The 14,000-nt window shown below is 68.4% G+C and carries 9 protein-coding genes; all 9 read left to right on the top strand.

Going from position 1 to position 14,000, the window contains the following annotated elements; genetic code table 11:
• The first annotated feature begins 75 nt into the window (after window positions 1-75).
• The 9 genes from MIC98_RS10845 (at window position 76) to MIC98_RS10885 (ending at window position 13,933) form a co-directional block, all read left to right on the top strand.
• On the top strand, window positions 76-2,271 hold the full coding sequence (locus MIC98_RS10845) for a methyl-accepting chemotaxis protein (protein WP_239737170.1): 2,196 nt from the start codon (window positions 76-78) through the stop codon (window positions 2,269-2,271).
• Between the two features lie 179 nt (window positions 2,272-2,450).
• Window positions 2,451-5,096, top strand: a complete 2,646-nt coding sequence (locus MIC98_RS10850) for a methyl-accepting chemotaxis protein (RefSeq protein ID WP_239737171.1) — start codon at window positions 2,451-2,453, stop codon at window positions 5,094-5,096.
• A gap of 250 nt (window positions 5,097-5,346) precedes the next feature.
• Window positions 5,347-6,531 carry a porin gene (locus MIC98_RS10855; RefSeq protein WP_239737172.1) on the top strand — a complete coding sequence of 395 codons (1,185 nt, stop codon included), beginning with the start codon at window positions 5,347-5,349 and terminating at the stop codon, window positions 6,529-6,531.
• Between the two features lie 101 nt (window positions 6,532-6,632).
• The gene (locus MIC98_RS10860; RefSeq protein WP_239738137.1) at window positions 6,633-6,974 is read left to right on the top strand and encodes a phosphate ABC transporter substrate-binding protein; all 342 of its coding nucleotides are present in this window, start codon (window positions 6,633-6,635) and stop codon (window positions 6,972-6,974) included.
• A gap of 64 nt (window positions 6,975-7,038) precedes the next feature.
• Window positions 7,039-9,243, top strand: coding sequence for a methyl-accepting chemotaxis protein (locus MIC98_RS10865; protein ID WP_239737173.1), 2,205 nt, complete (start codon window positions 7,039-7,041; stop codon window positions 9,241-9,243).
• Window positions 9,244-9,442: 199 nt separating this feature from the next.
• Window positions 9,443-11,809: a methyl-accepting chemotaxis protein gene (locus tag MIC98_RS10870; RefSeq protein WP_239737174.1), complete on the top strand. Its 2,367-nt coding sequence runs from the start codon at window positions 9,443-9,445 to the stop codon at window positions 11,807-11,809.
• Window positions 11,810-11,931: 122 nt separating this feature from the next.
• On the top strand, window positions 11,932-12,705 hold the full coding sequence (locus tag MIC98_RS10875; RefSeq protein ID WP_239737175.1) for a flagellar brake protein: 774 nt from the start codon (window positions 11,932-11,934) through the stop codon (window positions 12,703-12,705).
• Window positions 12,706-12,933: 228 nt separating this feature from the next.
• A complete protein-coding gene (locus tag MIC98_RS10880) occupies window positions 12,934-13,425 on the top strand; it encodes a chemotaxis protein CheW (RefSeq protein WP_057640011.1) in 492 nt (163 codons plus the stop codon).
• 127 nt (window positions 13,426-13,552) lie between these two features.
• The gene (locus tag MIC98_RS10885; protein ID WP_239737176.1) at window positions 13,553-13,933 is read left to right on the top strand and encodes a hypothetical protein; all 381 of its coding nucleotides are present in this window, start codon (window positions 13,553-13,555) and stop codon (window positions 13,931-13,933) included.
• The last annotated feature ends 67 nt before the right edge of the window (window positions 13,934-14,000 follow it).

The following is a 14,000-nucleotide window of genomic DNA, read 5'->3' on the forward strand; positions in this document are numbered from 1 at the left end:
CAACCGTCACCGCTGCGTCTTCCCGTCCGCGCAGCGGCCGTCCCAGCCGCGATTCCATTGTTGCCCGGAGTTCCCATGTTCCAGAATCTTTCCATCGGCAAGCGCCTTGCCATCGGCTTCTCCGCGCTGGCCCTGCTGATCCTGATCACCGGCGGATTCGCCGCCCAGCGCATGGGCAACACCCAGAAGATGGCGCGCAAGGTCACCACCGACTCGGTGCCGGCGATCCGCGACCTGGGCCGGCTGTCCACCATGCTGGCCGAATACCGGGTCAGCGAGCGCGGCCTGGTGGCCAGCGTCGACGACGAGGCCAAGCGCGCCGAATACGCCGCCGAGCTGGAACAGGGCAGCCAGGAATTCTTCACCCTGGCCAAGGCCTACGAACGCAAGATCAGCGATCCCCGCGACCGCGCCCTGTACGGCGAGGTCATGGCGCGCGCAGACCGCTACTTCGACAACAGCAAGGCCCTGGTCGCCGCCCTCGAAGTCGGCGACATGGAACCGGCCAAGGCCGCCGCCGACCTGCGCCAGGCCACCGCCGACAAGCTGACCGAACTGGTGGAGCACAACATCCGGCTGCTCGACCAGTCGGTGGACGCGCAGGAGCAGAGCTACCGCTTCAGCCTGCTGGCGATCTCGGTGCTGGCCATCGTCGCCCTGCTGCTGGCGGCGACGGCGGCCGTCGGCACCAGCCGCTCGATCGTGCGCCCGCTGCACGACGTGGTGGACCTGGCCAACGCGGTCGCGCGCGGCGACCTCGAACGCAAAATCAGCCACGACGACGCCAGCGAGATCGGCACCTTGGCCCGCGCCATGCGCGGCATGGTCGCCACCCTCGGCGAATTCGCCGCCGCGCAGACGCGCATGGCCAGCGAACACGCCGCCGGCAACATCGACCATCGCATCGACGCCGAGCGCTTCCCCGGCGCCTACGGCAACATGGCCGAGGGCATCAACACGCTGGTCGGCGCCCACCTGGAAGACACCGCGCAGATCCTGGACGTGGTGGCCGCCTACGGTCGCGGCGACCTGTCGCGCGACGTGGCCCGCTTTCCCGGGCAGAAGGCGCAGGCCACCGCCGCGGTGGACGCGGTCAAGGCCAGCCTGCTCAGCGTCAACCACGAGCTCAAGAAGCTGGTGGACGCCGCCGTGGCCGGCGATTTCGGCCAGCGCGGCGACGCCGGCCGCTTCCAGTTCGTCTATGCCGAACTGATCGACGCCCTCAACAACCTGATGGTCACCGCCGACCACGGCATCTCCGAAATCGGCAGGACCATGTCCGCCGTGGCCGAGGGCGACCTGTCGCGGCGCAGCGACGACAAGCTGCCGGGCCGTTTCGGCGAACTCGCCGCCGACACCAATGCCACCATCGAACACCTCACCGGCATCGTCGGCCGCATCCAGAGCGCCGCATCCAGCATCAACCTGGCCGCCTCCGAAATCGCGCAGGGCAACAACGACCTGTCGCGCCGTACCGAGCAGCAGGCCGCCAACCTCGAAGAAACCGCCGCCTCGATGGAGGAACTGACCTCCACCGTGCGCCAGAACGCCGAACATGCGCGACAGGCCAACCAACTGGCGCAGGGCGCACATGGCGTGGCCTCGCAGGGTGGCGAGATCGTCGGCCAGGTCGTCACCACCATGTCGGCCATCGAAGCCTCGTCGAAGAAGATCGCCGACATCATCAGCGTCATCGACGGCATCGCCTTCCAGACCAATATCCTTGCGCTCAACGCCGCGGTGGAAGCCGCGCGTGCCGGCGAGCAGGGTCGTGGCTTCGCCGTGGTCGCCTCCGAAGTGCGCACGCTGGCCCAGCGTTCGGCCGGCGCCGCCAAGGAGATCAAGGGCCTGATCGAGGATTCGGTCGGCAAGGTCGCCGACGGCTCGCAGCTGGTGCACCAGGCCGGCAGCACGATGGGCGAGATCGTCACCTCGGTGCAGCGCGTGACCGACATCATGGCCGAGATCTCCGCCGCCTCGCAGGAGCAGAGCGCCGGCATCGAACAGGTCAACCAGACCGTCGTGCAGATGGACGAGACCACCCAGCAGAACGCCGCGCTGGTCGAGGAAGCCACCGCCGCCGCGCGTTCGATGGAGGAACAGGCCAACCAGCTGACCGAAGCGGTGGCCGTGTTCCGCATCGGCAACGCGCCGCCACCGGCCAGCCCGAAACCCGTGCCGAAGCCGGTAGCCGCCACTCCATCCAAACCCAAGCCCGCGGCAGCCATAGAACCGGCCGCGCGCGACGAAGGCGACTGGCAGGAATTCTGATCCCCCGGGAAGTTTTCATGCAGGAGCGACGCCAGTCGCGACCGGGGTATTGCCGACAAAGCCCGGTCGCGACTGGCGTCGCTCCTGCGATTTTCGTCACCGGTGACAGTTGAAACCACCCTCAAGAATCAGCCTCCAAAGCCGATGATGCGGGGGATACCACCGCCATCGGCTCCGCCATGTCCACACCGCCCCGCCGCCCCGCCTCCAGCGAGCAGAAGAGCAGCGTCGCCTCCCGCCTGATGCTGGGCATCGCCCTGATCGCCCTGGCCGCCTTCGGCCTCACCGCCGCCATCAGTTACTGGAAGAGCAGCCGCGCGCTGCTGGCCTCCTCGCAGGCCACGCTGGAGAACCTGGCCCAGTTCGAGGCGCAGCGCATGGCCATCGAGATGAGCCAGACCTACGACGCGACGCAGACGCTGGCCGAGAGCCTGCTGGTCCAGCGCGGCCAGATCAGCCGCGCCACCGTGGACCAGACCCTCAAGCAGCAACTGGTGGCGCACCCCGAACGCGCAGGCACCTGCGTGCTGTTCGAACCCGAGGCGTTCGACGGCAAGGACGCCGAGTTCGTCAACGCCCCGTCGCACGACGATACCGGGCGCTTCATGAGCTACTGGGCGCGGGTCGGCGACGAACTGGTCAGCGAGCCGCTGCGCGACTACGACGACCCCGAGCTGGGCGCGTGGTACGTCACCCCCAAGACCCTGAAGAAGCCGGTCATCATCGAGCCCTACCCGTACGAGGTCGGCGGCAGGACCCTGCTGCTGACCACCATCGCCATCCCGATCATGGAAGGCGACGAGGTGCTGGGCGTGGTCACCTCCGACTTCGAGCTTTCCCGGTTGCAGCAGCGCGTGTCGCAGCTCAAGCCGATGGGCGCGGGCCACGCCGAACTGCTGTCGCCGATGGGCACGGTGGTGGGCTCGCCGGATGCCGGCCAGATCGGCAAGAAGCGCGAGGACGCCACCACCAAGGCGATCCTGGCCGCCACCGCCGAAGACAAGCTCTACACCGACTTCAGTGCCGACGCCAACGGCATGGTGAAGGTCTACGCACCACTGCGCGTGGGCGAGAACAACCGGCGCTTCGCGCTGGGCATCCACGTGCCGCGCGACCTGCTGACCGCGCAGGCGCGTTCGCTTCTCGGGCTGGTGGCGCTGGTCGGGCTGCTCGCCGCCGCCTCGCTCTGCGCCGGCCTGTGGCTGCTGCTGCGCGCGATGGTGCTGCGCCCGTTGGCCGACGCCGTGCGCGTCTCCGGCGACGTCGCCCAGGGCCGGCTGGACACCGTCATCCCCCAGCGCCGCAACGATGAACTGGGCCAGTTGCTGCGGGCGCAGTCGAACATGCGCGACCAGATCCGCGCGGTCATCCAGGCGCAGAACGAAATGGCCACCCGCCATGACGAGGGCAGCATCGGCTACCGCATCGACGCCTCGGGCTTCGCCGGCGACTACGGCCGCATGGTGCAGGAAACCAACGCACTGGTCGGCTCGCACGTACAGGTGCAGCAGCGCCTGATCGAGGTGATGAAGCACTACGCCGTCGGCGACCTGTCGGTGGACATGGACCGCCTGCCCGGCGAGAAGGCGGCGATCACCCAGGCGATGGACGAAACCAAGGCCAGCCTGTCGGCGATCAACGCCGAGATCAAGCGCCTGGCCGGCGCCGCGGCCGCCGGCGATTTCAGCCTGCGCGGCGACGAAGACCGCTTCCAGCACGACTTCCACGCGATGGTCGCCGGCCTCAACCAGTTGATGGAAACCACCGACGGCAACCTGGCGCAGGTGTCCAGCCTGCTGCAGGCCATCGCCCGCGGCGACCTCACCGCACACATGCAAGGCGACTTCCACGGCGTGTTCGCGACGATGCGCGACGACGCCGACAGCACCGTCGCGCAGCTGACTTCGATCATCGGCCGCATCCAGAACGCCGCATCCAGCATCAACACCGCCGCCGGCGAGATCGCCTCGGGCAACAACGACCTGTCGCGCCGTACCGAGCAGCAGGCGGCCAACCTGGAGGAAACCGCCGCATCGATGGAGGAACTGACCTCCACCGTGCGCCAGAACGCCGAACATGCACGCCAGGCCAACCAGCTGGCACAGGGCGCACACGGCGTGGCCTCGCAGGGCGGCGAGATCGTCGGCAAGGTCGTCACCACCATGTCGGCCATCGAAGCCTCCTCGAAGAAGATCGCCGACATCATCAGCGTCATCGATGGCATCGCCTTCCAGACCAACATCCTCGCGTTGAACGCCGCAGTGGAAGCCGCGCGTGCCGGCGAGCAGGGCCGCGGCTTCGCCGTGGTCGCCAGCGAGGTACGTACGCTGGCGCAGCGCAGTGCCGGTGCGGCCAAGGAGATCAAGGGCCTGATCGAGGACTCGGTCGGCAAGGTCGCCGACGGCTCGCAGCTGGTGCACCAGGCCGGCAGCACGATGGGCGAGATCGTCAGCTCGGTGCAGCGTGTCACCGACATCATGGCCGAGATCTCCGCCGCCTCGCAGGAGCAGAGCGCCGGCATCGAGCAGGTCAACCAGACCGTCGTGCAGATGGACGAGACCACCCAGCAGAACGCCGCGCTGGTGGAGGAAGCCACCGCCGCCGCACGCGCGATGGAAGACCAGGCCAACCAGCTGACCGAAGCGGTGGCCGTGTTCCGCACCAGCACCCGGACCGCGGCCCCGGCACCCTCGCCACGGCCGGCGGCCACGGGCGGCAGGCAGGCCGGCGCGGAGCCACGTCACGAACCCGCCACCATCGCCGGGAAGCAAGGCGCCACGACACCTCCCCTCCCTGCCGACGACAGCGACTGGCAGGAATTCTGAGACGGGTATCACGGCCATTGGCCGTTCCCGGGGCAGCGGGCTTCACCTCCGGCGTCCCGATCCCCGGTGCCGGAGGGCCGATCCGGTCACGGTTCGGCTTCCCACCGGAGGCGGCGCCTAAACCTTTGGCACTTCCCGCCGCTATCCCAGTCACGGGAGCGCCCGAATGCGGCACGCGAACACGCCCTTGGCGCCGCGCGGCACCCCTTGGTGCCGCCAACCCACTCCATCTGCCCTACCGAGAGTTCACATGAATCGCAAGAAATACCTGATCGCAGTGGCGGTCGCGCTGGCCTGTGCGCAAATGGCCCATGCCCAGAATGGCAGCGACCGCTTCACCCTCAGCGGCTTCGGCACGCTGGGCATGGCGCATTCCACCGAGGACAACGCCGACGTGCACCCGGACTTCCAGACCGGCAAGGGCGTGGGCGCCAGCCACTCCACCTCCGCCAACCTGGATTCGCGCTTCGCGCTGCAGCTCGACGCCAACTTCACCGACGACTTCACCGGCGTGGTGCAGGCGGTCAGCGAATACGCCGTGACCGAGTCCTACAAGCCGGAAATCTCGCTGGCGCACGTGAAGTACCGCTTCTCGCCCAGCTTCAGCGCCCGCCTGGGCCGCATCACCGCGCCGCTGTACATGCTCTCCGAATACCAGCGCGTGGGCTACGCCATGCCGTGGGCGCGGCCGCCGCAGGAGGTCTACAACTACCTGCTGGCGATGGACGGCATCGAGGGCCAGTACACCCTCAATGCCGGCGACACCCTGGTCGGCCTGCAGGCGTTCTACGGCCACATCGACTCCGAACTGGTCGAGGTCGATGGCATGTACGGCCTCGGCGTGCAGGTGGACCACGGCTCCTCCAGCTTCCGCATCAGCCATATCCGCGGCAAGGTCCATTACTCCAGCGACAGCATCGAGCAGCTGTTCGACTTCTACGCCACCCTGCCGATCCCGCCGCTGGTCGAGGCCGCCGGCAAGCTGGACCCGCGCAGCATGGACGGCAAGTTCAGCGGCATCGGCTACAGCTACGACCCCGGCAACTGGTTCCTGCGCACCGAGGCCATCCAGGCCGACTACGCGCCGTCGATTTCCGGCAAGACCACCTCCGGCTACCTGAGCGCCGGCTTCCGCCGCGGCGCGTGGACGCCCGCCTTCACCTATGCCCACGTCGACGTCAGCGGCCTGAAGGCGCCCGGCGCGCTGGACCCGGTCGGGCTGCTCAACCAGGCCGTGGCCGGCAACAACAGCAGCCGCCACAGCTACACCGCCTCGCTGCGCTGGGACGTGCGCGACAGCATCGCCGTCAAGCTGCAGGGCAGCCACGTCAGCAACCACGCCGGCTCCTATGGCTCGCTGGGCAACCAGCAGCCCGGCTTCCAGCCCGGCCGCAGCTACAACCTGATCTCGGCTTCCGTCGATTTCGTCTTCTGACCCGGAGCGCACGCATGAAATTCCCGTTCTTCCCGCGCCTGCTCCTGTTGGCGTCCCTGTCCACCGCCTGCGCGCTGGCGCATGCGGACGTGGTCGTCGTGATGGCGGCCGACAGCAACGTTTCCAGCCTCAGCCAGGCCCAGGTGTCGCAGATCTTCCTGGCCAAGTCGCTGGCCCTGCCCGGTGGCGACAAGGCCACGCCGATCGACCAGGACGAAGGCGCCGCGGCGCGCAACGACTTCTACAGCAAGGTGACTGGCAAGGACGCGGCGCAGATGAAGGCCTACTGGTCGCAGCTGATGTTCACCGGCAAGGCGCAGCGCCCGCGCAAGGTTTCCGGCGACGCCGCGGTCAAGAGCGCCGTGGCCGGCACCCCCGGCGCGATCGGCTACATCAGCGCCGGTGCCGTCGATGGCAGCGTCAAGGTCGTGCTGCGGCCCTGATCCCGATCGTTCCCGCCGCCACCGGCCGGTGGCGGCGTCCTTCGCCATCCATGAGCCGTACCCCATGAAGCGCATCCTCGCACTGCCCCTGTTCTGGAAAATCCTCGCGCCGGCCGGGCTGTCCATCCTGTGCCTGCTGGCCTACCTCGGCTTCAGCACGTTCGTGTTCAACAGCAACAACGACCGCCTGCAGGCCGTGCGCGACGTCCACTTCCCGGTGCTCGACACGATGACCCGCAACGTCGCCGCGCTGGACGACGTCATCAACGGGCTCAACGGCGCGGCCGCGGCCGGCGACCGCGACATGCTGGAGGCCACCCGCGCCACCGCCGCCAAGGTGGCCGAGTCCTACGTGCGCCTGCAGAAGATCGACCACGAGCAGACCGGCACGATGGCCGAGCTCGGCCGCGAGTTCGACGACTACTACACCACCGCCTATTCGGTGGCCGAGGACTTCGTCACCCAGAACCCCGACGCCGACCCGGACAAGGTCGGCGCGATGGCGCAGGCGCTGGACACCTACCGCAACCACCTCACCGCCGCACAGAAGAAGGCCGACGAGCGCTTCCGTGCCACCGTGCAGGGCGCGGTGGACAGCTCCAACCGCGCCATGCTCGGCGGCCTGCTGCTGGGCCTGCTGGGGCTGGCGGCCTGCATCGGCTTCGGCCTGCTGATCGCCCGCGCCATCAGCAAGCCGCTGCAGCGCGCCATCGGCATCGCCCGCGGCGTGGCCTCCGGGCGGCTGGACGCGGACATCGTGGTCGAGTCGCAGGACGAGGGCGGCCGCCTGCTGGCGGCGATGCGCGACATGCAGACCCAGCTCAAGTCGGTCATCAACGCCCAGAACGAAATGGCCCACCACCATGACCTGGGCAACATCAGCTACCGCATGGACGAGGCCGCCTTCCCCGGCGACTACGGGGTGATGGTCGCCGGCGCCAACCAGCTGGTCGCCAAGCACATCGCCACCAAGATGCAGATCATCGCGCTGGCGCAGCGCTACGCCATCGGCGATTTCAGCCAGGACATGCCGGAACTGCCCGGCGAGAAGGCCGAGATCACCGAGACCATGACCACGATCAAGCGCAACCTGAGCGCGATCAGCCAGGGCATCCGCCAGCTCGGCGATGCCGCCGCCCGCGGCGACTTCAGCCAGCGCGGCGATGCCGATGGCTACCAGTACGACTTCCGCGAGATCATGCTCAGCCTCAACCGGCTGATGCAGACCACCGACGACAACCTCGGCCAGGTTTCCGGCCTGCTGCGGGCCATCGCCAACGGCGACCTGACCTTGCGCATGGAGGGCGACTTCGAGGGGGTGTTCGCGACGATGCGCGACGACGCCAACGCCACCGTCGCACAGCTGACCACCATCGTCGGCCGCATCCAGGGTGCCGCGTCCAGCATCAACACCGCCGCCGGCGAGATCGCCTCGGGCAACAACGACCTGTCGCGCCGCACCGAGCAGCAGGCGGCCAATCTGGAAGAAACCGCCGCCTCGATGGAGGAACTGACCTCCACGGTGCGCCAGAACGCCGAACACGCACGCCAGGCCAACCAGCTGGCGCAGGGCGCGCACGGCGTGGCCTCGCAGGGCGGCGAGATCGTCGGACAGGTGGTCACCACCATGTCGGCCATCGAGGCCTCCTCGAAGAAGATCGCCGACATCATCAGCGTCATCGACGGCATCGCCTTCCAGACCAACATCCTTGCGCTCAACGCTGCGGTGGAAGCCGCGCGCGCCGGCGAACAGGGCCGCGGCTTCGCCGTGGTCGCCAGCGAGGTACGCACGCTGGCCCAGCGTTCGGCCGGCGCCGCCAAGGAGATCAAGGGCCTGATCGAGGATTCGGTCGGCAAGGTCGCCGATGGCTCGCAGCTGGTGCACCAGGCCGGTAGCACGATGGGCGAAATCGTCAGCTCGGTGCAGCGCGTCACCGACATCATGGCCGAGATCTCCGCCGCCTCGCAGGAGCAGAGCGTCGGCATCGAGCAGGTCAACCAGACCGTCACCCAGATGGACGAGACCACCCAGCAGAACGCCGCGCTGGTCGAGGAAGCCACTGCCGCCGCCCGTTCGATGGAAGAACAGGCCGCGCAATTGGCCGAGGCCGTCGCCCTGTTCCGCCTCGCCACCGGGCCGGCCGCCGGCAATACCCGCAAGAACACCGGCAAGGCCAAGGCCGCCGCCAGGCCTGCGCCCGCGCGTCCGGCTCCCGTCCGCAGCATCGAGCCGGTCACGGCCGGCGACGAAGGCTGGCAGGAGTTCTGAACTCCGCGAGCCCCGCCCGGCCTTTCGGCCGGGCACCAGGCCGGCCCGCAGCCTCGCGTGCCGGCATGCAGTGATCGCTCCCGCTCCCCCTACAGATACCGCTGCCGGCGCCGATAACCCGGCAGAATGCTGGACATCCCGTGACCCGGCGATGACAGGATGATGCCATCCCGCACGGCAACGAAGAGGGGACAGCCTGATGAACGGTCATGCGCTTTCGCGCGTCTTCAGCGACATGCCGCTGCGGCGGAAATTCCTGCTGATGCTGGGCATCCTCGCCGCCGGGATCGTGGCCCTGTGCGTGGTCACCGCCAAGCGCAACCATGACGAGCTGATCCACAACGAACGCCAGATGCTGCACACCCGCGTGGAGGCGGCGCTGGCGCTGGCCAACCGCTACGCCGACCGCGCCGAGGCCGGCGAGCTGAGCGACGAGGACGCCCGGCAACAGGCGCTGGCCGCCATCGAATCGCTGCGCAGCGCCAACGGCAGCGACTACCTGTGGGTGAACGACGAACACCCCACCATGCTGATGCACCCGTACCAGACGGCGCTGAACGGCAAGGACCTGACCGACGCCACCAGTACCGACGGCAAGAAGATCTTCGTCGAGATGGTCAAGATGGGGCGCGAGCACGGCGGCGGCTTCATCGACTACACCTGGCCCAAGCCCGGCGTCGATGGCTCGGTGCAGAAAATTTCCTACGTCGGCCTGCACAAGCGCTGGGGCTGGATCATCGGCAGCGGCGAATACACCGACGACATCGCCGCGCGCGCGTGGAGCTTCAGCAAGGTACTGGTCGTGGCCGGCGTGCTGGTGCTGCTGTCGGCACTGCTGTCGTGCTGGTTCATTGCCCGCTCCATCCTGCGCCCGCTGTCCGGCGCGCTCGGCGCGATCCAGGCGGTGTCCCGCGGCGAGCTGGATGCGCGCGTGGACCACCATTCGCGCGACGAGATCGGGCAGATGTACGCCGCCATCGGCGAGATGATCGTGCAGTTGAAGGCGCGCGCCGACCAGGACCGCGCCCGCGCCGCCGAGGACCTGCGCATCCGCACCGCGCTGGACGACGTCACCACCAGCGTGATGATCGCCGACGCCGACCTCACCATCATCTACGCCAACCGCCCGCTGTTCGGGATGCTGGGCAAGGCCGAGCAGGACATCCGCCGCGACCTGCCGCAGTTCGACATGGACAAACTGGTCGGCAGCAGCATCGACATGTTCCACAAGCAGCCCGCGCACCAGCGCAAGCTGCTGGGCGAGCTGCACGGCACCCACAGCGCGCAGATCAACGTGGGCAACCACATCATGCGCCTGATCATCAACCCGGTGACCGACGCCGACGGCAACCGCATCGGCTACGTGGTGGAATGGGACGACCGCACCGCGGAAGTGGAGATCGAGCAGGAGGTCAGCGACATCATCGCCGCGGCCGCCAGCGGCGACCTGTCCGGACGCGTCACCCTGGAAGGCAAGAGCGGCTTCCTGCTGCAGATTTCCGAACAGCTGAACGGCCTGCTGGCGGCCATCGGCAGCAGCGTCGAGCAGGTTTCCGGCGTGTTGCGCGCGCTCTCGCACGGCGACCTCACCGTGCAGATGGAAGGCGACTACCGTGGAGTGTTCGCCGGCATGCGCGACGACGCCAACGCCACGGTCATCCAGCTCACCGGCATCATCGACCGCATCCAGACCGCCGCGTCCAGCATCAACACCGCCGCCGGCGAGATCGCCTCGGGCAACAACGACCTGTCGCGCCGTACCGAGCAACAGGCCGCCAACCTCGAAGAAACCGCCGCCTCGATGGAGGAACTCACTTCCACCGTGCGCCAGAACGCCGAGCATGCCCGGCAGGCCAACCAGCTGGCGCAGGGCGCGCACAGCGTGGCCTCCCAAGGTGGCGAGATCGTCGGCAAGGTCGTCACCACCATGTCGGCCATCGAGGCCTCGTCGAAGAAGATCGCCGACATCATCAGCGTCATCGACGGCATCGCCTTCCAGACCAACATCCTCGCGCTCAATGCCGCGGTGGAAGCCGCGCGCGCCGGCGAACAGGGTCGTGGTTTCGCCGTGGTCGCCAGCGAGGTACGCACGCTGGCGCAGCGCAGTGCCGGCGCGGCCAAGGAGATCAAGGGCCTGATCGAGGATTCGGTCGGCAAGGTCGCCGACGGCTCGCAACTGGTGCACCAGGCCGGCAGCACGATGGGCGAGATCGTCACCTCGGTGCAGCGGGTGACCGACATCATGGCCGAGATCTCCGCCGCCTCGCAGGAACAGAGCGCCGGCATCGAGCAGGTCAACCAGACCGTCACCCAGATGGACGAGACCACCCAGCAGAACGCCGCGCTGGTCGAGGAAGCCACTGCCGCCGCCCGTTCGATGGAGGAACAGGCCAACCAGCTGGCCGAGGCCGTGGCCCTGTTCCGCACCCGCAGCGCATCGGCGCCGGCATCGGCAAGCCCGAAGCCGGCGCCACGACCGGCAACCGCCCCCCTTCTTCCACCCGCCGCGGCAGCCACGGTCATCGAGCCGGTGGCCGCCGACAACGACGACTGGCAGGAGTTCTAGACCACGCCGACCGGCAGCCCGCGTGGCCCTCCCCTAAAGAGCCACGCCGAACCGCCGATACCCCTTGATGGCCTGCGCGGTCCGCCGCTGCCCGGTGTCTGTCTTCACCTGTTCCAGAGATCATGTCCGAGCACGAACCCACGGAATCCTCGCAAACCTCGTTCGACGGCAACCTGTATGCCGACGAGAAGTACATGGTCCGCAACCGGCGGCAGATTCGCATGCTGATGCAGGCGCTGATCGACCAGCGCGCCACCCTCAGCGCGCACCCGGACGGGCGCGAGCAGTCCTTCCCCAGCGCGGTGCTGGAAGTGGACGAGGACGGCGTGCTGCTCGACGGCAGCCCGATGCCGGCGGTCAACCGCAGCGCCGCCAACGCCGGCTTCCTGCTCTGCTTCGCGCAGGTGGACAAGGTGATGGTGCGCTTCCGCGTGGAGCAGCCGCAGCAGCAGGAACAAGGCGGGCACGTCGCCTTCCGGGTGGAACTGCCGGAGGAGCTCTACCACCTGCAACGGCGCGAGCTGTACCGGCTGGAGACGCCGGTCGGCGACTCGCCGTGGTGCAGCGTCCCCGACCCGGCCGGCGGCGAGCCGCTGCGCTGGCGCGCGGTCGACATCAGCGCCGGCGGCATCGCCCTGCTGCTGCCGGCCGAGCAGCAGGTGTTCAAGCTGCAGCAGCGCCATGCCGGCTGCTTGCTGGAACTGCCCGACGGCACCGCGATCACCACCAACCTGGTGGTCTGCAGCCTGGTCACGCGCAAGCAGGCCAACGGCGTCGAGCAGGAGCGCGTGGGGCTGCGCTTCGAGGCGCTGCCGCGTGGCGCCGACGCCGCCATCCAGCGCTACATCTTCCGCATCGACCGCGAGCGCAAGGCACGCCTGAACGGCGATGGCTGAAAATCCCCGCCCTTCGTGCCCGCGGAGCCGAAGGAACGGCACACCCACCGTAGGTGCCGGGCTTGTGCTTGCATCCCTTTTCGGGACAGGCACGGGACTCTGCCGGTAAAGCCTCATGCGGGGCAAGCCCCGCATCTACGGGATTCGCCCCTAAAGTCCCGGCCATCCCGGCCGATATCCGCTGTGTCAGCTCTCCGCACCGGCAGCCCGCCAGGACCAGGAACCACCATGAACGATACTTCCACCACTGCCGCCGGCACGGGCGGCGAATACCTCAGCTTCACCCTCGGCAACGAGCACTACGGCGTGGACATCCTCAAGGTGCAGGAGATCCGCGGCTACGACGCGGTCACCCGCGTGCCCGACGCGCCGGACTACATCAAGGGCGTGATCAACCTGCGCGGCACCATCGTGCCGGTCATCGACCTGCGCCTGAAGCTGCGCCTGGAGCAGGCCCGCTACGACGCCTTCACCGTGATGATCGTGCTCAACATGGAGGACCGGGTGGTCGGCATCGTGGTGGACAGCGTCTCGGACGTGATCCCGCTCAGCGCCGAGCAGATCCGCCCCAAGCCGGAGTTCGGCGCCGCGGTGGACACCCGCTTCATCTCCGGCATCGGCACCCAGGACGAGCGCATGCTGATCCTGCTCGACATCGAGACGCTGCTGGACACCGCCGACCTCGGCCAGATCACGACCGGCGACGAAGTCGCCGCCTGACCGCACTGCGAAACGCATCACACTTCCAAGCATCCCGCTTTCAGCACGGACGGTTGCGGCCGATACGGATCGCGTGCCCGGCGCCTGGCCGGACGAACCAGACCCAAACCCTCCCGGAGTAAAACAGATGTCCAAGTCCCTCATTTCGCTGATGTCCGCGGCCCTGCTGGCAAGCGTTTCGCTGGCCGCCGCCGCCGACGAGATGATCCCGCCGGAAACCGCCACCCGTTTCGTCGGCAAGGACGGCATGGTCTGCGGCAAGGTCGAGAAGGCCCGCTACGCCGAAGGCTCCGAAGGCCAGCCGACCTTCCTGCACATGGGCGGCGCCTTCCCGCGCCACACCTTCTCGGCGCGCATCCCCGGCTCGGCCCGCGGCAGCTTCAGCTTCGACCTGCTGACGCTGGAAGGCAAGACCGTGTGCGCGATCGGCAAGATCGCCCGCGACGCCTCGCGCGCCGAGATCGAGGTCACCTCGCCGTCCAACCTGAAGCTGGCCAACATCAAGTAACCCGCACCCCCGTACCTCGCCACGCCGGCCCGGCCGGCGCTGGCCCCCGCCCAGCTCGCCGGGGAAT

The organism is Stenotrophomonas sp. NLF4-10, assembly GCF_022359915.1.
Taxonomy (GTDB): Bacteria; Pseudomonadota; Gammaproteobacteria; order Xanthomonadales; family Xanthomonadaceae; genus Stenotrophomonas; species Stenotrophomonas daejeonensis.